At 46.9% G+C, this 20,295-nt stretch carries 20 protein-coding genes; 16 read left to right on the top strand and 4 right to left on the bottom strand.

Annotation, left to right across the window (positions count from 1 at the left end):
* Positions 1-167 precede the first annotated feature (167 nt).
* From ABHN01_RS05275 to ABHN01_RS05265, 3 genes are all read right to left on the bottom strand, one after another.
* The gene (locus tag ABHN01_RS05275) at positions 168-785 is read right to left on the bottom strand and encodes a cell wall hydrolase (RefSeq protein ID WP_429874688.1); all 618 of its coding nucleotides are present in this window, start codon (positions 783-785) and stop codon (positions 168-170) included.
* Between the two features lie 171 nt (positions 786-956).
* Positions 957-1,940, bottom strand: coding sequence for a 2-hydroxyacid dehydrogenase (locus tag ABHN01_RS05270; RefSeq protein ID WP_429874687.1), 984 nt, complete (start codon positions 1,938-1,940; stop codon positions 957-959).
* A 12-nt stretch (positions 1,941-1,952) separates the two neighbouring features.
* Entirely contained in the window at positions 1,953-3,251 is a 1,299-nt protein-coding gene (locus ABHN01_RS05265) for an MFS transporter (RefSeq protein WP_429874686.1), read from the bottom strand.
* 451 nt (positions 3,252-3,702) lie between these two features.
* Here ABHN01_RS05265 and ABHN01_RS05260 point away from each other — a divergent pair, with 451 nt between their 5' ends.
* The 10 genes from ABHN01_RS05260 to ABHN01_RS05215 all read left to right on the top strand — a co-directional run bounded on the left by ABHN01_RS05260 (position 3,703) and on the right by ABHN01_RS05215 (position 11,959).
* Positions 3,703-4,686, top strand: coding sequence for a LacI family DNA-binding transcriptional regulator (locus ABHN01_RS05260; RefSeq protein WP_429874685.1), 984 nt, complete (start codon positions 3,703-3,705; stop codon positions 4,684-4,686).
* Between the two features lie 118 nt (positions 4,687-4,804).
* On the top strand, positions 4,805-5,683 hold the full coding sequence (rbsK, locus tag ABHN01_RS05255; RefSeq protein WP_429874684.1) for a ribokinase: 879 nt from the start codon (positions 4,805-4,807) through the stop codon (positions 5,681-5,683).
* 61 nt (positions 5,684-5,744) lie between these two features.
* Positions 5,745-6,137: a D-ribose pyranase gene (rbsD, locus tag ABHN01_RS05250; RefSeq protein WP_429874697.1), complete on the top strand. Its 393-nt coding sequence runs from the start codon at positions 5,745-5,747 to the stop codon at positions 6,135-6,137.
* Entirely contained in the window at positions 6,137-7,633 is a 1,497-nt protein-coding gene (locus ABHN01_RS05245; RefSeq protein ID WP_429874683.1) for a sugar ABC transporter ATP-binding protein, read from the top strand. The genes rbsD and ABHN01_RS05245 overlap by 1 nt, the downstream gene beginning before the upstream one ends.
* Position 7,634: 1 nt before the next feature.
* Positions 7,635-8,579, top strand: coding sequence for a ribose ABC transporter permease (gene rbsC / locus ABHN01_RS05240; RefSeq protein ID WP_429874682.1), 945 nt, complete (start codon positions 7,635-7,637; stop codon positions 8,577-8,579).
* 111 nt (positions 8,580-8,690) lie between these two features.
* Positions 8,691-9,617, top strand: coding sequence for a ribose ABC transporter substrate-binding protein RbsB (gene rbsB / locus ABHN01_RS05235; RefSeq protein ID WP_429874681.1), 927 nt, complete (start codon positions 8,691-8,693; stop codon positions 9,615-9,617).
* Positions 9,618-9,792: 175 nt separating this feature from the next.
* A complete protein-coding gene (locus ABHN01_RS05230) occupies positions 9,793-9,987 on the top strand; it encodes a hypothetical protein (RefSeq protein ID WP_429874680.1) in 195 nt (64 codons plus the stop codon).
* A 148-nt stretch (positions 9,988-10,135) separates the two neighbouring features.
* On the top strand, positions 10,136-10,510 hold the full coding sequence (locus ABHN01_RS05225) for a tetratricopeptide repeat protein (RefSeq protein ID WP_429874679.1): 375 nt from the start codon (positions 10,136-10,138) through the stop codon (positions 10,508-10,510).
* A gap of 153 nt (positions 10,511-10,663) precedes the next feature.
* On the top strand, positions 10,664-11,422 hold the full coding sequence (locus ABHN01_RS05220; RefSeq protein ID WP_429874678.1) for an STAS domain-containing protein: 759 nt from the start codon (positions 10,664-10,666) through the stop codon (positions 11,420-11,422).
* Positions 11,423-11,587: 165 nt separating this feature from the next.
* A complete protein-coding gene (locus ABHN01_RS05215; RefSeq protein ID WP_429874677.1) occupies positions 11,588-11,959 on the top strand; it encodes a cyclic-phosphate processing receiver domain-containing protein in 372 nt (123 codons plus the stop codon).
* A gap of 947 nt (positions 11,960-12,906) precedes the next feature.
* On the opposite strand, the gene ABHN01_RS05210 is transcribed toward ABHN01_RS05215, so the two are convergent.
* Entirely contained in the window at positions 12,907-13,926 is a 1,020-nt protein-coding gene (locus ABHN01_RS05210; protein ID WP_429874676.1) for a substrate-binding domain-containing protein, read from the bottom strand.
* Positions 13,927-14,233: 307 nt separating this feature from the next.
* On the opposite strand from ABHN01_RS05210, the gene ABHN01_RS05205 reads away from it, so the two are divergent.
* From ABHN01_RS05205 to ABHN01_RS05180, 6 genes are all read left to right on the top strand, one after another.
* Positions 14,234-15,556, top strand: coding sequence for an ABC transporter substrate-binding protein (locus ABHN01_RS05205; protein ID WP_429874675.1), 1,323 nt, complete (start codon positions 14,234-14,236; stop codon positions 15,554-15,556).
* Positions 15,556-16,437 (top strand): carbohydrate ABC transporter permease, encoded by an 882-nt coding sequence (locus tag ABHN01_RS05200; RefSeq protein WP_429874674.1) that lies wholly within the window; start codon positions 15,556-15,558, stop codon positions 16,435-16,437. Before ABHN01_RS05205 ends, ABHN01_RS05200 begins: the two co-directional genes overlap by 1 nt.
* Complete coding sequence (locus ABHN01_RS05195) at positions 16,424-17,254, top strand: carbohydrate ABC transporter permease (protein WP_429874673.1); 831 nt, start codon at positions 16,424-16,426, stop codon at positions 17,252-17,254. Before ABHN01_RS05200 ends, ABHN01_RS05195 begins: the two co-directional genes overlap by 14 nt.
* Positions 17,255-17,269: 15 nt before the next feature.
* Positions 17,270-18,211 (top strand): MTP-1 family protein, encoded by a 942-nt coding sequence (locus ABHN01_RS05190; protein ID WP_429874672.1) that lies wholly within the window; start codon positions 17,270-17,272, stop codon positions 18,209-18,211.
* Positions 18,212-18,223: 12 nt separating this feature from the next.
* Positions 18,224-19,282 (top strand): BtaManbiosPhlase, encoded by a 1,059-nt coding sequence (locus ABHN01_RS05185; protein ID WP_429874671.1) that lies wholly within the window; start codon positions 18,224-18,226, stop codon positions 19,280-19,282.
* A 113-nt stretch (positions 19,283-19,395) separates the two neighbouring features.
* Positions 19,396-20,235, top strand: coding sequence for a sugar nucleotide-binding protein (locus ABHN01_RS05180; RefSeq protein ID WP_429874670.1), 840 nt, complete (start codon positions 19,396-19,398; stop codon positions 20,233-20,235).
* Positions 20,236-20,295 lie beyond the last annotated feature (60 nt).

Below are 20,295 nucleotides of genomic sequence, written 5' to 3'. Positions count from 1 at the left end.
ATTACTTTCCCCTTTTCATCAATAATAGAGTGCAAATATTAATCTATCAGAAAATATCTGAATATTATGTCGAATTACTTTGTAATAAAAAATTTTATTTCGACAATAAGTGGTGCCAGGCACCGCTCTTTGACATATGTCAAAAGCGGGGTGCCTGGCACCAAAAATTATTTAGCGAATAGATGATTGCCGATGCGGGTGACGCTTTTTCTTGAGAATATCCAGCTGTCCGTAGCAAGGTTAGGATTATAATAGAAAATCGAACCGTGTGTAGGATCCCAGCCTTTCATGGCGTCGATGACGGCTCGGTAGGCAGTGGAGCCTGGATAAAGGTCATATTGTCCGTCATGAACAGCAGTGAAGGCATGAGTCTGATGGATCACAGCGTGAGCATTCTTCGGGAAGCGGGAGTCATCCAGACGATTGAGGATAACAGCAGCAACTGCGACTTTTCCGATGTAGGACTCACCGCGTGCTTCTCCGTGTACCACTCTGGCCATTACTTCAACATCATTTAATTTTCCAAATGTACGCGGCCCCGCAATACCGTCAGGGACAAGTCCGGTAGCCAGCTGAAAATTAGCAACCGCATATTTTGTGAGAGGTCCATAATAGCCGGTAACAGGTCCGTGAAAGTATCCTGCACTTTTCATGCGGTTTTGCAGAGCGGTTACTTTATGTCCTGTACTTCCCTTTACCAGCGTTTGTGCGTACGATAACCCTGGTGCTGCAACTAGCGTAAACCCCGTTACAAACAGAATCAGCATTTTTTTTACCATCTTCATCAAAATACATCACCTCTCGCTATTTTTTTGACTACTATTTTACAATAACAAACAAATGAAAAAGTATTATCCAACAATGGATTTATTTTATAGTGAGCTAGAAGTATGTATTTAACGGTGCCAGGCACCCCGAATTACACATGTGTGTAATTGAGGTGCCTGGCACCGCTTTTAAATCTTTATCCCGCTTTTTAGTTCTTGGACGATGTTTGGCGGTTGTTTTCCAGTTACAGCAGCGACTAGGTTCTTGGCAGCGAGCATTGCCATATCGAATCTTGTCTGGTAAGTGGCTGAACCGATATGAGGCAGTGTCACCACGTTTGGAAGCTTCAACAACGGGTTGTCAGGTGAGACGGGTTCCTGATCAAATACGTCGAGGCCGGCGGCCAGGATCTCTTGGTTTTGCAGTGCTTGAATCAAGGCATTTTCATCGACCGTCTGGCCGCGCGAGGTGTTAATGAAGATGGCGGAATTTTTCATGAGAGCGAACTGCTCTTTGCCTATCAGGTGCTTGGTCCCCTCTGTATAGGGAACCATTAACAGTACAAAGTCTGAGGTTTGCAGGAGTTCCTCCATTGAGACATAATCAGCATCCAATAATTTTTCTGATTCAGGTTTCCTGTGCCGGTTATGATACTGAATAGTCATGTTAAAGCCGAATTTTGCACGGCGCCCGATGGCCTCCCCGATCCTTCCCATACCAATGATGCCTAACGTTTTTCCGTGGACGTCGACGCCGAAAAGCGGCTCATCATCCTGATCCTCCCATTTACCGTCCTTGACCAGCTTGTCGAGCTCAGGAATTCGGCGCGCTGTGGACAGTATTAAAGCAAGGGCCAGATCGGCCACCGTTTCATTGAGAACATCAGGGGTATTCGTCCCGATGATGTTCCTTCTTTTCATGGCATCAAGGTCGAAATTGTTATAGCCGACGGAAATATTACTGACCGCCTTTAGATTTGGGGCATGATCCAGCAGTTCATCATCAATCTTTTCCCCGGTAATAAGCAGGCCTTCTGCATCTTTAAGCCTCTCTAAAAGTTCATTTCTAGTAATGGGTGACGCACCGGTCCATTTTTCGCAGGTGCAATGATCAGCGATATAAGCTTCCACCTCGGAAGGTATAGGACGTGCAATAAAAACTTTTGGTTTCAATTTGACAGCCCCCTATTCTTGAATTGGATTCTTGACGATAAACCAGTAGCAGAGTGCAGCGCAGCCGGCGATCAAACCTCCGGAGATAAACGCCAAGGAGTAAGAACCTGTCGCATCCACAATCATTCCAGCTATGACAGGGGAAAAGGCTCCTCCAAAATAGCCGCCGAAATTTTGAATGGCGCCAACTGAAGCCACCATGGAAGGCGGTGCGATATCACCGGCAAGCGCCCAGGCACTCCCGGTCATCGCCGAAATAAAGCACAGGGCGAGCGTCAATAATGTGAGCGTCGCCGTAAGGCTAGACACGAAAGGTACCGCACAAACGACAATGGCAGCAGAGATGGCGCTGATCCCAATAAGTGCACGCTTTGCTTTAATAGGTGTAGTAATTTCTTTATCCACGAGCTTTTTCGTAAGGTATCCGCCAAAAATGTTTCCGAAGATTCCTCCAAGCCATGGAATACCTGCGTAAATACCCAGTTCTTTTAAAGAAACATGATGAACATTGGTCAAAAATAGCGGTAGGAAAACCAGGAAGATATTCCAGATCCAAATCGTACAGAAAAAGCCAAGAATCATGCCCCATACACTGCGATACTTAAATAATTGTCTCCATTTAATGTTCGATGCTTTAATGTTTTGTTCCGAGCCGGCTCCATCGGACTTGATGTATTCCAGCTCCGCCTCGGTAAGCTTGCGGCTTTTGTCCGGGTTTTTATAAAAGATGAAAAAGCCGATGGCAAAAATGATGCCGATCGCACCCGTGATATAAAAGAGGGCTCTCCAGCCAAACGTTACCATGATGAAAACGAGCAGAGGCGGCGCGATAGCCGGGCCCCATTTGGAAGAGGAGTCCCAAATGCCTGTGGCCAGCCCCCGTTCCTTTTTCGGAAACCAATAGGAAGTGATCTTGGCCATCGTCGGAAAACAGGGAGCTTCACCGACACCGAGCAAAACCCGTGCGGCAATAAAGGAAGACATCTTATTGACAGCACCAGTCAGCATGGTAGCACCGCTCCACCAAATCAATGCGATCGTATAAACTTTTCTTGTCCCGAAACGGTCAATCAGCCATCCGGATGGCAGCTGCATTAGCGCATAACTCCAGGAAAACACCGTGCCCAGCAATCCAATATCTGTGGCAGTGAGCCCAAGTTCTTTCATCATTTCTGGAGCAGCGATGGAAAGGTTAGCGCGATCAAGGTAGTTAATAATTCCTCCAATCAATAACCAAATAACAACCGTCCACCGAAACTTCCTTGCGAAATTAACCGGTTTTGCTTGCTTCGTCTCAAGTCTTGCTTCCATTACCCAATCCCTCCTTGTTTTTATAAAACGCCTGGTTAGCAGCGCTTTCAAAATTGAAAAATTAGCGGTAAGACTGGCTTTTATGTATTCACAAAGAGGTAGATTGTTTTATAATATAAAACGCAGTTTTCATATAATGGCATAAAAATAAACAGATAATTCTATCTATTCTGTCAGTAATCTTATTATGCGCTGAGGAACTTGTCAATAGGGAGAAAGTTTTGCAATGAAAGTTTTGTGGCGAACAGATCAGGTGTGCCGCTTTTTGACACTTGTCAAAAGCCGGTGCCTGGCACCAATTAATAATTCCCTTTGACATTTCAAAAAGAGGGGATTATACTGTGTGTAACCGGTTACATATTGTAAGACGGATTTTTTTACAGTGCATGTGTAACCGGTTACACATACAGAACATAACTCACCAAATAGCAGTTTATCGGAGTGTTTGATTATGGCAACGATTAAAGACGTGGCAAAGCAGGCGGGTGTTTCTGTTGCGACGGTGTCCAGGGTGCTGAACAGCAATGGATACGTCAATGAAGATACAAAGAAAAAGGTGGAGGAAGCGATTGATCGGCTGAACTACAAGCCGAACGCCGTGGCCCGCAGTCTCTACAAGAAAACGTCAAAGACCATCGGCCTGATGGTACCGGATATCGTGAACCCCTTTTTCCCGGAGCTCGCAAGGGCGGTTGAAGACACGGCCCACAAGCTTGGTTATAACGTTGTTTTCTGCAATACCGATGAAAACGTGGAAAAAGAAGAGCATTACCTTGAGATCCTGCTTCAGAAATATGTAGACGGCCTCATTGTTGCATCCAATACACTGACTGCCGAAAAAGTGAAACAGCTGAACATACCGGTCGTCAGCATCGACCGTAAAATCAATGCTGACATTCCGACTGTGGTTGTAAAAAATAAGAGCGGCGCACGAAAAGCGACGGGTTTCCTATTAGAAATGGGATGTAAACGAATCGCCCATCTCAGCGGACCGGAGCATATTGATAACGCGATGGAGCGCCGTACCGGTTATCTGGAAGAAGTGGGGAGTGAACCGTGGTTCGACAGCAGCTATATCGAAGACGGCAACTATGATATGAAGACAGCGATTAACGCTACGCTTCAACTGCTCGGCCGCCATCCTGAGATCGATGGAATCTTTGCCGGAAACGATGTGATGGCCATCGGTGCAATCAAAGCGGCCCACAAGTTCGGAAAAAGGGTTCCCGAAGATTTGGCCATCATTGGCTTCGATGGAATCTCATTGGCTGAGGCTACAACGCCAGAACTGACCACAGTAGGCCAGCCGATCTACGATATGGGAACAATCGTCGCGGATCTTCTTGTCAAACTGATCGAGAAAAAAGCAGTTGAAAATACCTTCTTTGAGTTCGATGTAGAACTGATCGAACGGGAATCAACGAGGAAGGTGTAAGGGTTTTGGTGCCTATGTTTTTGGTGTCAGGCACCGCAATTACACACTTGTGTAACGCCGGTGCCTGGCACCGAAAAGGCACGAGAACGAAATCGACAAACAAAAAGGAGGGCTCGCGATGGCAGCTAAGATTACGGTAGTGGGAAGCATTAATATGGATCTGGTGACGATTTCGAACAAAGTTCCGAAGATGGGGGAGACGCTTCTCGGACAGGAGTTTAAAACGATTCCCGGCGGAAAAGGGGCGAACCAGGCAGTAGCTGCCGCAAGACTGGGAGCGGATGTCCGCATGGTAGGCTGTGTTGGAGATGATGTTTTTGGCTCCGAGCTCAAGGATCATTTAAAAAAGCAGGGATTGGACGTAACTGACGTAGAGCAGGTCCCTGGCTCCACCGGAACAGCGACCATCCTTGTATCGGAAGGAGACAACAGCATCATCGTTGTACCGGCGGCCAACCATCAAGTAACCCCTGAATTTGTGGGGAAAAAGCGGGATGCGATTGCCGGAAGTGATTTTCTCCTCGTTCAGCTGGAGATTCCGCTGGAAAGTGTTCAGAAAGCAGTGAGCATCGCCAAGGAAAACGGTGTAAAAGTAGTCCTCAACCCTGCTCCTATTCAGGGGTTGTCTGAAGAACTCCTATCGCAAGTCGACTACATCACACCGAATGAACACGAACTCGAATTGCTGCTGAAAGGGCGGGATGAACAGTTCATCAAGGAAAAGGTCATCGTAACGAAGGGTTCAAAAGGCCTAACTTTTTATAAAGATGGAGAAGAGATCAACGTCCGTTCATACAAGGTCGACGTTATCGATACGACAGGTGCGGGTGATTCCTTTAACGGCGGTCTTGCGGTCGGACTAAGCCAGGGGCTGTCCCTGAAAGCTGCCTGTAAATTTGGCAACGCGGTTGCTGCCCTCTCGACGACAAAGCTCGGGGCGCAGAACGGAATGCCTACGAAAGCGGAAGTTGAACAGTTCATCGCGGTTAACGGCTGATCCACTAATTACTCCCGTTCAAATCGATGCAAGAAAACACCATGAGAAAGGAGTGATGCAGATGAAAAAACAAGGCATACTGAACAGCGAGATCGCTTCGGTTCTCGCGCGAATGGGCCACACAGATACGATCGTCATCGCCGACTGCGGCTTACCGATCCCGGATAATGTTAAACGAATCGACATCGCCCTGTCGATCGGGACACCCGGTTTCCTGGAAACATTGCAGGCAGTCGCGGATGACATGAAGGTTGAGAAGGTGACACTGGCGCAGGAGCTGGAGGAGAACGAGGCGTATCTCAAAAAAGTTCTGGACACGGTGCCAGGCACCGCGCAGGAGATCGTGCCTCATGAAGCATTCAAGGACTTAACGAAGAATGCGAAGGCGGTCATCCGCACAGGTGAAACGACACCTTTTGCCAACATCATTTTACATTCGGGGGTGATTTTCTAATGAAAGAGCAGTCACTTGTTCACTTATCCGGTATCTATAAATCATTTTCAGATGTTCATGTGCTGAAAAATGTGAACTTTGATGTGAAGGCTGGGGAAGTTCATGCCCTAATGGGTGAGAACGGCGCAGGCAAATCAACATTGATGAAGATCATGGCTGGCATCTATGAACGAGACAAAGGGACGATCACGGTGAAAGGGAAGGACGTGTATTTTTCCAATCCGAAAGAGGCTGAAGAGATGGGGATCGGTGTTGTGCATCAGGAGCTGAACATCATTCCGTATCTGACCGTGACGGAAAATCTTTTCTTGGGAAAGGAGCTGGCGTACGGCAAAACAGGCATCATGCGGACAACTGAAATGAGAAAACGAACGAAAAACGCACTGCAGCAGCTCGGTGTGGAGCTCAATCCCGATGCGGTGGCCGGCGAGCTTTCGGTCGGACAGCAGCAGATGATCGAGATCGCAAAAGTGCTTGAAACGAATTCCGACTGCATCATCATGGACGAGCCCACGGCGGCACTTACCGACCGTGAAATCGAGGCGCTTTTTACCGTGATTGAAAAACTGAAGCAGCAAGGCGTCGGAATCGTCTACATCTCCCACAGGATGGAGGAAATCTTTCAGATCTGTGACCGGATCTCGGTACTCCGGGACGGTGATTTTATCGGTACGAAGATCGTCAAGGAAACGAATTTCGACGAGATTGTTTCGATGATGGTCGGCCGCCAGCTTGGAGAGCGTTTTCCTGAACGGCAGGCGAAGATCGGCCCGGAAAGGCTGAGAGTGGAAGGACTTTCAAGAAAAGAACTGTTTGAAGATATTCACTTTGACGTCAAACAGGGCGAAATCTTAGGTATCGCTGGCCTGATGGGCGCAGGGCGGACTGAGATCATGGAAGCGATCTTCGGCTATAAGAAGAAGGACGGCGGCACCGTTTATCTGAACGGCAAACCGTTGAATATTACAAAACCATCCGATGCGATTGCAGCTGGACTCGCGTTTGTGACAGAGGACCGCAAAGATAAAGGGCTTGTTGTAGGGATGACCGTCCGCGAAAATTTCACGCTTACCAATTTGAAAGCGGTGTCAAATGGCGGTGTGATCTCAGCAAGTGAAGAGCAGAAGGAAACAGAGCGTCTTATTAAAAAGTTACACGTCAAGACGTCCGGCGGCGAACAGATCGTCAAATCATTGAGTGGCGGAAATCAGCAGAAGATCGTCATCGGTAAATGGGTGAACAATCAGCCGAAAGTGCTGATCCTGGACGAACCGACCCGCGGGGTGGACGTTGGGGCGAAAAAGGAAATCTATCAGATTATGAATGAACTGACGGAGCAGGGAGTGTCCATCATCATGGTATCCTCCGAGCTGCCGGAAATTTTGGGAATGAGTGACCGGATTCTTGTCATTCATGAAGGAAAGATCAGCAGAATCCTCGATCGTAAAGAAGCTGATCAGGAAAAAATTATGCATGCTGCAACAGGAGGGATGTAACATGTCAGCCTCAACACGAAAGATTAGTATATTTCAGAAACTCGGTCCGCTCATCGGACTCGTCATCATCTTAATTGTCCTGTCCATATTAAGTCCGGAGTTCTTCACGTTAACGAATATTCTCAACGTTCTTCGGCAGGTCTCCATTAACGCACTCATTGCGTTTGGACTGACGTTTGTCATTTTGACGGGAGGCATCGACCTCTCCGTCGGTTCCATGCTGGCGCTTTCCGGAGCGATTACAGCCGGGCTGATGGCTGGCGGAACTGATCCGGTAATCGCGATGCTTGCAGGATTGACTGCCGGTACAGTAATGGGTGCGATCAACGGAATCATTATCAGTAAAGGGAAAGTGGCGCCGTTTATCGCGACACTTGCAACGATGACGATCTTCCGTGGGTTGACGCTCGTGTACACAGAGGGAAAACCAATCACCGGCCTTTCGGATGATATGAGCTTTGTCTTGATGGGCCGCGGATATTTCCTGGGAATTCCGTTCCCGGTCATCTGGATGCTGCTTGCGTTCGCTGTCCTCTGGTTCATCTTGAAAAAGACGACCTTTGGAAGAAGAACGTATGCAATCGGCGGAAACGAAGAAGCATCATTGCTTTCAGGGATTAAAGTCGGACGCATCAAAGTCATAATCTACTCGCTCACTGGTTTACTGAGTGCGTTCGCAGGTATTATTCTTACGTCCCGTTTGAATTCTGCTCAGCCTACGGCAGGAACGGCGTACGAGCTCGATGCCATCGCAGCCGTTGTGCTTGGCGGGACAAGCCTATCTGGCGGTAAAGGCTGGGTCTTCGGCACACTGGTCGGTGCCCTCATCATTGGGGTGCTGAACAACGGATTGAATCTGCTAAACGTTTCATCCTTCTACCAGCAGGTCGTCAAGGGCGGAGTCATCCTGCTCGCTGTCCTGATCGACCGGAAGAAGGCAGCGTAGGATTTTCGAGGAGGTTTGGTGCCAGGCACCGCAATTACACACTTGTGTAAGATCGGTGCCTGGCACCTGTCAAACCAATATAGCATTACGACAAAAAGGGAGGATTAATCAATGAAAAATATGTTCAAGAGTTTAATTGTTCTCGTCATTGGGGCTTTAATTCTGACCGCTTGTTCCACAAAAGCACCAGGTTCAGATGACAGCAAGAAAAAGGGCAAGGGAGATCTAAAGATCGGGCTATCGGTTTCAACACTTAACAACCCATTCTTTGTGACATTAAAAGAAGGGGCTGAGAAAGAAGCGAAAAAAGCTGGCGTTCAGTTGAAAACAGTTGATGCACAGGATGATTCTGCAAAGCAGGTCAATGACATCGAGGACTTGATCCAGCAAGGTGTGGATGTGCTTTTAGTAAATCCAACAGACTCAGCAGCGATTTCTTCTGCCATTGAATCAGCAAACAGCGCAAACATTCCAGTCATTACGGTTGACCGCAGTGCAGAAGGCGGAAAAGTAGTTTCTCATATTGCTTCAGATAACGTAGCAGGCGGAAAAATGGCCGGCGATTATATTGCCAAGCAGCTTAAAGGCAAGGGAAATGTAGTAGAGCTTGAAGGAATCTCAGGATCATCAGCAGCACGCGAACGCGGTGAAGGTTTCCATAAAGCAGTCGATAACCAGAAAGGCATCAAAGTCGTTGCAAAACAAACAGCAAGCTTTGACCGTGCTAAAGGCTTGAACGTTATGGAGAACATCCTGCAAGGCAACAAAAATGTCGATGCAGTATTTGCTCATAATGATGAGATGGCACTAGGAGCGCTACAGGCGCTTGAAGCAGCCGGTTTGAAAGATGTCGTTGTAGTCGGATTTGATGCAACGGATGATGCACAAAAAGCAGTAAAAGAAGGAAAAATGGCGGCAACTGTTGCTCAAAAACCAGACATGATTGGTGCAGAGGCTGTTAAAACAGCAGTAAAAGTGAACAAAGACGAGAAAGTCGAAAAGTTCATTCCAGTAGATTTGGATCTCATTACAAAATAAAAGCCATTTAGTGAGCGGTGCCAGGCACTCCAATTACACATTTGTGTAATGGAGGTGCCTGGCACCCGCTGCTTGTAGCACCACTTCTATTTCCGGGGAAATTCCACAATTTTTGCAGGATATCAGCCCTTCATTTTCATATATTACAAGGATAGATGTCAGGTGAAAGTGAAGGATGCTTGATACGTTTTACGATGCGATGGAACGGCTTCAGAAAGACACGGCCGACCAGCTTTTTAAAGTGCTGGAGAAGCAGAAGGATTACATCCAGTGTACGGACATGATCTATTTGTACGAGTACGAGCTGTACAGGCTTCGATATTTATGCTCACCAACCGGCTGCAGGAATTTGACGAAGCCGCAGCCCTGATGCACAAATACAATTCTAAATTTTCTCCGTTCGAGGCCTACCTTTTCACTTTTTACAGGGCATTTACTATGGCCAGAGAGAACAGTTTGCCCATGCATTAGCCATCCACAGCCGGAACGAGGCTGATGCAGAGCTGTATCTTACGAAGGTGACAGATTACTATTATTATTTATCTGCTGTACATGGACATCTGTATCATTATTCCTTGTCTGTACATTATGCCTACAAAGCGCTTCGGGTCTATCAGAACAGCAACAACCTGCTGCGTATTGTGTATGTCAAAATGATATTGGCCGTTAACTTTATTTTTATCGGAGAATATGAGAAAAGCGAGGAGATGCTGCAGCTCATTTTACGCGATGCCGAACAGCTGAAGGACAAAGAAATCAGGGAGCTCGGTTTTCATAATCTGGGCTTTCTCCATTTCAGAAGAGGCCAGATGCGTGAATCGCTCGACTATTACGCAAGGGCTCTTCAATTAAAAGAGGCATTAAGGCGTACGGCCTGCGATAATTTTTGTTGAAGTTTAAAAGCTGATTAATAGAGAAGAAGATGCTTGGGGGAGCATCTTCTTCTTTTCGTTTGGGTGCGATTTTTTGCATCTCTTGCTTCTCGCATGTAAAAAATACTGCTTTGTTTTATAATAAATCTATACCAGATAAAGGAGACTGCTTACATGCATCAAATGCCAATTGAAATATCAAGTACTGATGCTTTGAACAGTATTGGTGAAGTCATGCTTCTTGCAGATAAAGAGTACAATATTATCTGGATGAACCTAAAAGCGAAAGAGGTTTTAGGGAGTATTGCCCCGTTTTACGGACTTTCGGGTTCAGATGATTTTATCGGTTTGAATATGGACTTTTTTCACCAAAAGCCTGACCATCAGCGCAGAGTAATGGGACAGCTCAAGGATGGGCATAGAGCAAGGATCAATATTAAAGACAAAGTGATCGCAGATATCGTAATTACCCCTATTCGAAAAGACCAAAATCAAGAAAACCTGGTAGGTTATATGGTCATGTTAATGGACGTTACCTCCAAAGCCCAAGAGGATAATCGTAAAGAGAAACTAATTAAAGACCTCTCTGTGCCGATACTGAATATTTGGGATCGAACGATTGCTCTAACGCTCATAGGAAACCTGGACATAGAACGGGGAGAGCATATTATAACTACAGTTCTAGAGGAATGTGTCCAAAAGCACGTCAGGTTTGTAATGGTCAGTTTAAGAGGTATCACCACCTTTGATGATAGTGTCAGAAATAATCTGACAAAACTATATGACTGTCTGAACCTAATTGGAGTAGAATGTATTGTTGTTGGCATTAATCCTGAGCTGGCAATAAGCATACAAGAGTTAAATAATATCCCGACATTTAAAGATGCTCATGCTGGATTAAAATATATTATTTCTTTGGAAAATAGCAAGTAGAAGCTTTCCGTTGGCGGATTTTATCTGAAAAGTTTGTCAGTTTTTAGCTTTAAAAGTCGCTTTTGTCCCATAAACCTCGCATCCATGTTAAGGTGGCAAAAGATGTTTTTATTTAGGGATTTTCGACTTCTCTTAGTCACCCCTTTAAAAGGGAAGGAGTCAGAAATGGGAAACATTAGCGTTTTTTTAGATGACTACCGGAAAGCACCCGAAGGCTATGTTTTAGCGGAGACGATTGACGATTGTATGGATTTGCTGCGAAATTTTCCTGTCGAACATCTTTCTTTGGATCACGACTTAGTAAATAAACACAGGAATGGTTTAATGCTTGTTCAAATGATGGTGGATGAAAGATTATTTGCCAACCGCATAACGATTCATTCTGCCAATTCAGTTGGCGGCAAAGCGATGTACAACTGCCTAAAACAGGCACAAACAGATTCTATCCTTTCAACCTCGACCATTGTATCGTTAAGACCCCTGCCCCTAAAATATTTCCCGCCTAGGGTTCTCCAGCACTATTTAGACGTCCAGTAGACCTCTTTTCTAGTAGACCACCTATCGCATTGAGACATATACAAAACACCATCATAAGGCTGCGATGGCCCAAATTTTTTTGGGGCGGAGCAGTCTTTTTTGTACTCAAACTGAAAATGATGTGCTGGTGCCAGGCGCCGCAATTACACAAGTGTGTAACGCTGGGTGCCAGGCACCAAACAAACTGAATAGCTCCAAACTGAAAATGATGTGTTTGGTGAGTAAATGTTAGAAAACCGTGAGTAAAGTGTGTCGAACCGTGAGTAATCGGATAATTTTGGTGAGTAAAAACTTTATTTCCGTGAGCGCCGGCTTTATAAAAAATACTATCGGTTATTATCACATGGAAAACCCAGCGGAAAAGCCATTACTGCTGTAGCCAGAGAACTCGCCGGTTTTATTTGGGCCATTGCCCAAGAGATGGATTCATCGAAGAATTCCGCTTAAAAACGAAGCCGCAAGACGAAACACCATTCACCAAGAACTGAACGCAGGGCCCGGAGGCAAAGGCAAAAACCGTAAGGGATAACCCACTAGCGTTTACTTGTGCTAATCCATGTGATGAACGCACGTCGTGAGTTAGTGGAAGGTCCTCAGACGGAACGATAAAATGTGCGAACCCACGGATATCAGTATGCCAATCGGAGTTGAGAAGTTTTGCCTTCGTGCCGTGCGCTTATTCTTCTTTTCAGCAAAGCTGACAAAGGAAATAATGGTTAACCGCGAAAAGGAGCACATCTAGCTGCTTTTATTAAGAATGCGTAAAAGAAACTCTATAACCTAATTTACGGTTTGAGTTGACAGTTTTGTTCATATCAGTAAACCAAACAAAACCGTGAGAAACCAAAAGTGCCAGATCGAATGTACTCGGCTGGCCGTGAACAAATGGCCGATTTGACTGGCAGTATACCAAAAAAAGGCAATAAAGCTACTAGGTTGCTTCCCTTTTACCCCCGAACCTTCCCTGTCGACTCCCGCACGATCAACTCTGACGGAAGCAGCAGTTCGATGATCGGCTCATCCTTATGCTGCATGCGCCACATGAGCTGCTCGACGGCTTTTCGGCCGTACAGATCCAAATCAATGTTCATCGTCGTGATCTTCGGAATAGACAACCGGGACAGCATTCCGTTGTCAAAACTGCAAACGGAGGCTTGGCCTGGAACATTGATGCCGTGCTGCTGCAGGGCGGACCTCACAAAAAATCCAAACCCATCGTTCACGCAAAACCAGGCACTGGGCTGAATATCGAGCCCCTGCACAAGCGCCGTAACCTCCTGATCATCTTCAAGAACTCCACTGAACACAAAATCCTCCTTAAGCGGGACCCCATGCTCCTGAAGTGCGAGCCTGTAGCCTTCCAAACGCTCCTGGTAACTCGGGGAAAGTGTGACGTTTCCAACGTACGCGATATCCCGGTGGCCGAGCCCGATCAGATGCTTGACCGCGGTATACGCGCCGAACCGGTTGTTCGTCACAATGGCATCCGCCTGAATGAGTGGATGGTGGTGGTCGATCATCACTGTCGGTATGCCGGTCGCAATCACGGCGTTACTGTACTCCGTACTGATGTGCGAGAGAATGAGCACACCATCGACCTTACCCTCCGCGATAAAGGAAGGAAGGAGAAGATGGTCTCGTGCCTCGGTGTTGACCGACTGGATGAGCAGGTTCATCCCGCGTGCGGCCACTTCTTTTTCAATACTCAAATAGATTTCTCCGAAAAAACTTTTAAGCGAGAACGCATAGTCGGAAGCGATCAGACCGATCGTTCCTGTTCCGGTGCCAGCCAAACCATTAGCCACAACGGACTTTTTGCCGCTGTATCCCATTTCTTGTGCCGTTTTTTCCACGAGCTTTCTCGTGGCCTCACTCACGCCCGGTTTCCCGGACAGTGCCTGGGAAACAGAGTTTTTCGATATATTCAATGCATCGGCAATATCTTGCATAGAGATTTTTTTCGCCATTTCTCTTCAACCCTTCAGCTTTTATCATCTATATAAATTACACACGACCATTTTGTCACGTTACAGTTAAACTATAACCCAATCCAACGAACTCGTAAACTATCACAAGTAAATTCAACCATTTATTTTCAGATAAAAAGATTTGACAGAACTTTTGTAATCATGTAAAACTGTACTTGTAAAGTTATTAATCACATTACAAAGTTACAAATAGAATAAAATGTAATGTTTTCCAAACGAGCGAGCGTAAATTTTTTTGGGGAAGATGACAGCGCTTACTCGAACTATCATATTGGGGGATATTGTGATGAAAATGAAGAAGGCAGCTTCACTTTTGCTTGGTGCGACACTGACCGTTTCGGCGCTCTCGGCTTGTTCGACGGGAAACCCGGTAAGTGAAGATTCATCAAAGAACGGAACGACAACGATTGAGTTCTGGGCAGCACCAAACCCGCCTCAGCAGGCGTACTGGAAAAAAACCGCCAAAGAATTTGAAAAAAGCCACCCGAAAATCAAGATCAAGGTGAGTCCGATCAAGGAAAGCCCAACGTCGGAAGCGAGCATCCAATCCGCGATCGCGGGTAAAGAAGCACCGACGATGTCTGAGAACATCAACCGCGGATTCGCTGCACAGCTCGCGGAAAGCAAGGCGATCGAACCGCTGAACAAGCTGGATGGATATAATGACATCATTCAATCCCGCAGCATGAGTGACACGATCAAAGGCTGGAAATTCTCTGACGGCAACCAATATGTATTGCCGATCTCCTCTAATGCCATGCTGTTCGGCTGGAGACTCGATATCCTGAAAAAGCTTGGCTATAGCGAGCCGCCGAAAACCTACAGCGAAGTGATTGACGTAACAAAGAAACTAAAAGCAAAGTACCCGGACAAATACTTATGGGCAAAGCCAGACCTTGCTGATCCGACGGCCTGGAAGCGCTGGTTCGACTTCTTCATGCTTTATGACGCGGCGTCACAAGGAAACAATTTTATAGAAGGAAGCAAGCTCGTGGCTGACGATAAAGCCGGTGTGGATGTGCTGAACTTCATGAACGATATCCGTCAGGAAAAAGGCATCCTTACGAAGCAGTCGAAGGATCCGTTCGAAACCGGTCTTGGCATCTTTACCGACATCGGACCGTGGACGCTTACGTATTGGGCAGAAAAATTTCCGGAGATGAAATACAAGGAAACGTTCGCTCTCTCCACACCGCCAGTGCCGGACGGAGCAAGTACAAAGGATGTATCCACGTTTGCGGATACAAAAGGCCTTGTCATCTATACCTCTGCCCCTGAAAACGAGAAAAAAGCAGCGATGGAATTCATGAAATGGGTATATTCGAAGCCTGAGAACGATGTGAAGTGGTTTGAGAAGACGAACATGCCGCCTGCACGCGATGATTTGGCAACCAACGATGCGTTCAAACCGATCTTTGACAAAAATCCAGCGCTCAAGCCTTACGCAGTGGCGGTTCCAAATGCTGTTCCATCCATTGATAACGCGAAATACAACGAACTTCAAACCTATATTGGCCAATATGCCGTCAACCCTGTCGTAAAAGGGGAAGTACAGCCGAAGAAAGGCTGGGAAAAGATGAAAGAGGCCATTGAGGGGGATCTCAAGTAATGAGAACCAGGCATAATAACAGGTTGGGCTGGCTATTCGCCAGTCCTTACCTTTTATATGGGCTGATCTTTTTCCTGATCCCGCTCGGCTGGTCGTTCTATTTGTCGATCACTGACTGGAATTTGATCGCTCCCGTTTTTCACCATGTCGGCTTTGAAAACTTTATGAAAGCACTAAAAAGCCCTGGGGTCCATGCCGCATTCATCGTTACGTTCAAGTTCATGATCGTGTTCGTGCCGATGGTCATCGCCTCATCATTGGTCGTGGCGCTCGTCGTTCACGGCCTGCCGCGGTTCAAAGGCTTGTTCTTGATCGGTTTCTTCCTGCCGTACTTGGCCTCCGGTGTCGTATCGTCCTTCATCGTGAAAGGATTTCTTTCCTATAACAGCCCGGTGAACAAGTTTCTGCGCGGCACGTTCAGCCTTGACGTAAACTGGCTTGGCACTCCGTTTTCAGCACTATTGGTCGTTTCGGTGATCATGGCCTGGAAGTTTACCGGCTACTACGCGCTCATCCTGACGTCAGGCTTTGAATCCATTAACAAGGAAATTTACGAAGCGGCCGACATCGACGGAGTCAACGGCTGGCAGCGTTTTTGGAAAATTACATTGCCGCTGCTTTACCCTGCGCTGTTCACAACCCTTACCCTTTCGATCGGCGTGACCTTCGGAATTTTTACCGAGGTGTACCAGCTGACAGGGGGAGGGCCGAACTTCGCGACCAACACGTGGCAGATGGAGATCTACAAGCAGGCATTCCAGAACCTGTCCGCCGGCTATGCGTCCTCTGTAGCGCTCATCGCATCGGTTGTCACGTTCATCTCGATCTTCATCATTCGAAATTTTTTAGAAATGTGGGGGAAACGAAATGGCTGGACCTAAGAAAAAGTCACTTACCATCCGCTATATCATGGCGTTTCTGCTCTTGTTTATCATGGTGTTTCCGTACCTCTACATGGTGCTGAACTCGTTCGCTGACTGGAACCAGGTGGACCGGAAGTTAATCCCGGACAGCTTTTCCCTTCGTTCCTATGAATGGCTGCTGAGCGGCGGGCAAGCGGCTGAACCGCGGCCGTGGATCCGTGCCTTTTTCAACAGCCTGATTGTTTCCACCGGCTCCACAGCGCTTATGATGGTGACCGGTATCGTCGTCGCCTACGCGCTCGCCAAGCTTCAGTTCAGCGGCCGAAATTTCCTGAACAACGCGATCCTGTTTCAAATGTTTTTCCCTGCGATCATTCTGCTCGTGCCGACGTTCCTCATCATCCAGCGTTTTGGACTTTATGATTCCTACTGGGCGATGATCCTGCCGAAAGCCTTGAGCCTGTGGGCCGTCTTCATGTACACGAACTTCTTCCGGGCCATCCCCGACACGTTTATTGAAGCAGCAAAACTGGACGGCGCTTCCGACTGGCAGATCATCTTTCGGATCATCCTGCCGATGTCGAAATCGATCACGATCGTTGTCTTTCTCTTCCTGTTCATGGAACGGTGGACCGAGCTTCTCTGGGACATGCTGGTCGTCAAGAGCGATAACATGCTGACACTCAATGTACTGCTGTCTCAGATGTTCGGGCCGTACGGCGGCTATCCGGGACCGATGTATGCGGCATCCGTCATCCTGACCGTGCCGATCATCATCCTGTTCCTGTTCTTTGCCAAAAAGTTTAAAGAAGGCATGCAGTTTACTCTGAAATAAAGGGGGATATCTCCATTGAAACTCATTAAATCCGACATAAAAACGTGCAGCGAACTGCGCGCGGAATACGAGAAAAAAGACAAGCCCGGCCTGCCTGAAAAAATACTAATTGAAGGTGTAGGCTGCCGGGATGTATATAACATTACCGCACCCTTTGATGATGACGGCCAGCTGATCATCGCCGGGCGAGTAGAAGCCCGGGAAAGCGAGCAATCTGAGGTTCGTTTTTTCATAGAATCAGAAAACGTATGGGTTCCGAGAGAGGGAACACCAGTCTTCCAGCTGCAGGATCCGTTTGTTACCCGTATTTCAGGAGAAATCATTTTAGGCGGGGTTGAGACCTTTCCACATCCAACCATTGAAAGCGCTCTTGGCTGGAGAACCGTGTTTTATAAAGGAAGCACCATTCATACCCTTGAAGACTTCTTTAAAGGCCCGGATGGCATGAAGGATCTGCGCATTGCAGAGCTGCTCGACGGTTCGATCGCCATCTTCACACGTCCGCAAGGCGAGAAAGGCGGAAGAGGGAAAATTGGCTTCACGGTCGTTCCTTCGCTCAACGACTTAACCCTGGAGGCCATCGAAAACGCACCACTTTTGGAAAATCAGTTTACGGATGAAGAGTGGGGAGGAGCGAACGAGATTCATGTCCTTTCCAGTGGATTGGTCGGTGTGCTTGGGCATATCGCGTGCTTTGATAAGTTAGGTGACCGGCATTATTATCCCATGTTCTTTGTCATGGATCCGAAAACAGGAGAGCATTCCGACATCGAACTGATCGCCGTACGAAACGATTTCCTGCCGGGTGCATCGAAACGGCCTGACCTCGTGGATGTGGTGTTTAGCGGTGGGTTGGTCCGAAAAGAAGATGGCACAGCTGATCTATACGCCGGTATCTCTGACGCAGAAGCCCATAAATTAACGATTCAAGATCCGTTCCTACCCTATGAGAGATAAGGAGACTGCAGCATGAATGTATATCGATACGAACAGAACCCCTTAGTAACACCTAGTGATGTCAAACCACACCGTCCAAACTTTGAAGTGATCGGTGCCTTCAACGCGGGTATCGCCCGATACAAGGACGAGGTCATCATGCTGCTTCGCGTGGCTGAACGCCCGGTGAGCGAAGACCCTGAAATCGTCAAAGCACCTGTCTATAACGTGGAAAAAAAGGAGCTCGAAATCCTGGATTTCCAGCTTTCCGACAAAAACTATGATTTTTCCGATCCGCGTGTCATTCGAAAGGCAGGCTCCGAGCAGTTTGTTTATCTGACATCTTTATCTTACTTGCGGATCGCCCGAAGCAAGGACGGCCGCAGCTTTACGATCGACCCGGATCCTTTCTACTATCCGTCCAACGAGCTCGAGACCTTTGGCATCGAGGATCCGCGAATTACACAGATTGAGGGGACGTATTATATCTACTTCAGTGCCTGTTCACCAGTCGGCGTGGGAGAGTCGATGATTTCCACGAAAGACTTCCGAACGATCGAACATCATGGCATGATCTTCGCACCAGAAAACAAGGATGTTCTCATCTTCCCGGAAAAAGTGAACGGAAAATACTACGCCCTTCACCGCCCAGTACCTAAAAGCGCCGGTGCACCGGAGATCTGGATCGCTGAATCTCCGGACCTCCTGCATTGGGGCAACCATCAATACTTGCTCGGACTGCGTGACGGCATGTGGGACAACGGCCGCATCGGCGGCGGTGCAGTCCCGATCAAAACGGAAAAAGGCTGGCTCGAACTGTACCACGGCGCTGCTAAAGACAACCGCTACTGCATGGGCGCTGTACTGCTCGATCTGAACGACCCATCAAAAGTAATCGCCCGTTCCGAGACCCCGATCCTTGAGCCGGAAGCCGACTACGAAGTGAACGGCTTCTTCGGCAACGTCGTGTTCTCCTGCGGGGCGCTAGTGGAGGGCGATACTGTGAAGATGTATTACGGGGTGTCCGATACGTCCATGGCGTGTGCGGAGCTCAGTTTGAGTGAGATTTTGGAATCGTTAACTAAAAAGTAGTAAAAAAAACGGCCTTGAACCATGTTCAAGGCGTTGTCTCTTTTCAATAACTTTAGACATTACATTTTTTTACTTATTGTTCGTATTATACTATTAGAAAAGGGGGAATCGCGATGGAAAAGGTACTTATTCTTGGGGCAAGCGGTCTTGTAGGAAGAGCTTTAATAGATGAATTTAGAGATGGATTTGACCTCTATGGAACATATTCTTCTTCGTTAACCAGTCTCCCGGACGGCAAGCAGTTCAAATTGGAAGTTCAACAAATCGATAAGCTGAGGGAACTTACACGTTCAATTAAACCCGACATTGTGATTTCCTGCCTAAGAGGAGAGTTTAAACATCAGCTGCAGTTACATAAAGAATTGGCAACGGAATTACGAAACAGCAATAGTCGGTTGTATTTCTTTTCTACCACTAATGTATTTGATGGGGACTGTTCTAAACCACACACAGAAACGGATATACCTATTTCCGAATCAGATTATGGGAAGTTCAAAATAGAATGTGAAAATATGCTAAAAGAAATTTTAGATGAGCGAGTGATGATCATCCGAATTCCAGCCATATGGGGTAAGAACTCTCCAAGATGGAGCTTAATCCAAGAAAGCATAAAAAATAAAGAAATGATTGATGTGTACAGCAATTTAGTATGTAACAATCTTTTGGATGTTCTGTTGGCAAAACGGCTGCGGTTTATTATTGAAAATAAGCTAAAAGGTATATTTCACTTAGTTTCAGAGGATATGATGACTCACGCACAATTCTTTGAACAGATCATTAATACACTTTCAAATGAAAAGAGCATATTGCGATATAGATTTTTCCAAGATAATGCAGAAATACGTTTTTTTGCATTGAAATCAAATCGTGATGATATGCCAAGGACGCTGCAATGCACGAATAAAGATATTATTTCATACCTGGTACGTTCTACCAACGGGTGTATGACTTAGGCTGCCATTTGGCAGCTTTTCTTGTTCAGCTAACGCCCGATAGCATTCCTGTAGAGAGTT

The organism is Fictibacillus sp. NRS-1165, from assembly GCF_050468105.1.
GTDB lineage: Bacteria > Bacillota > Bacilli > Bacillales > Fictibacillaceae > Fictibacillus_C > Fictibacillus_C terrinigri.
The sequence above is the reverse complement of the archived record's forward strand: the minus strand, read 5'-3'. Positions and strand labels throughout refer to the sequence as shown.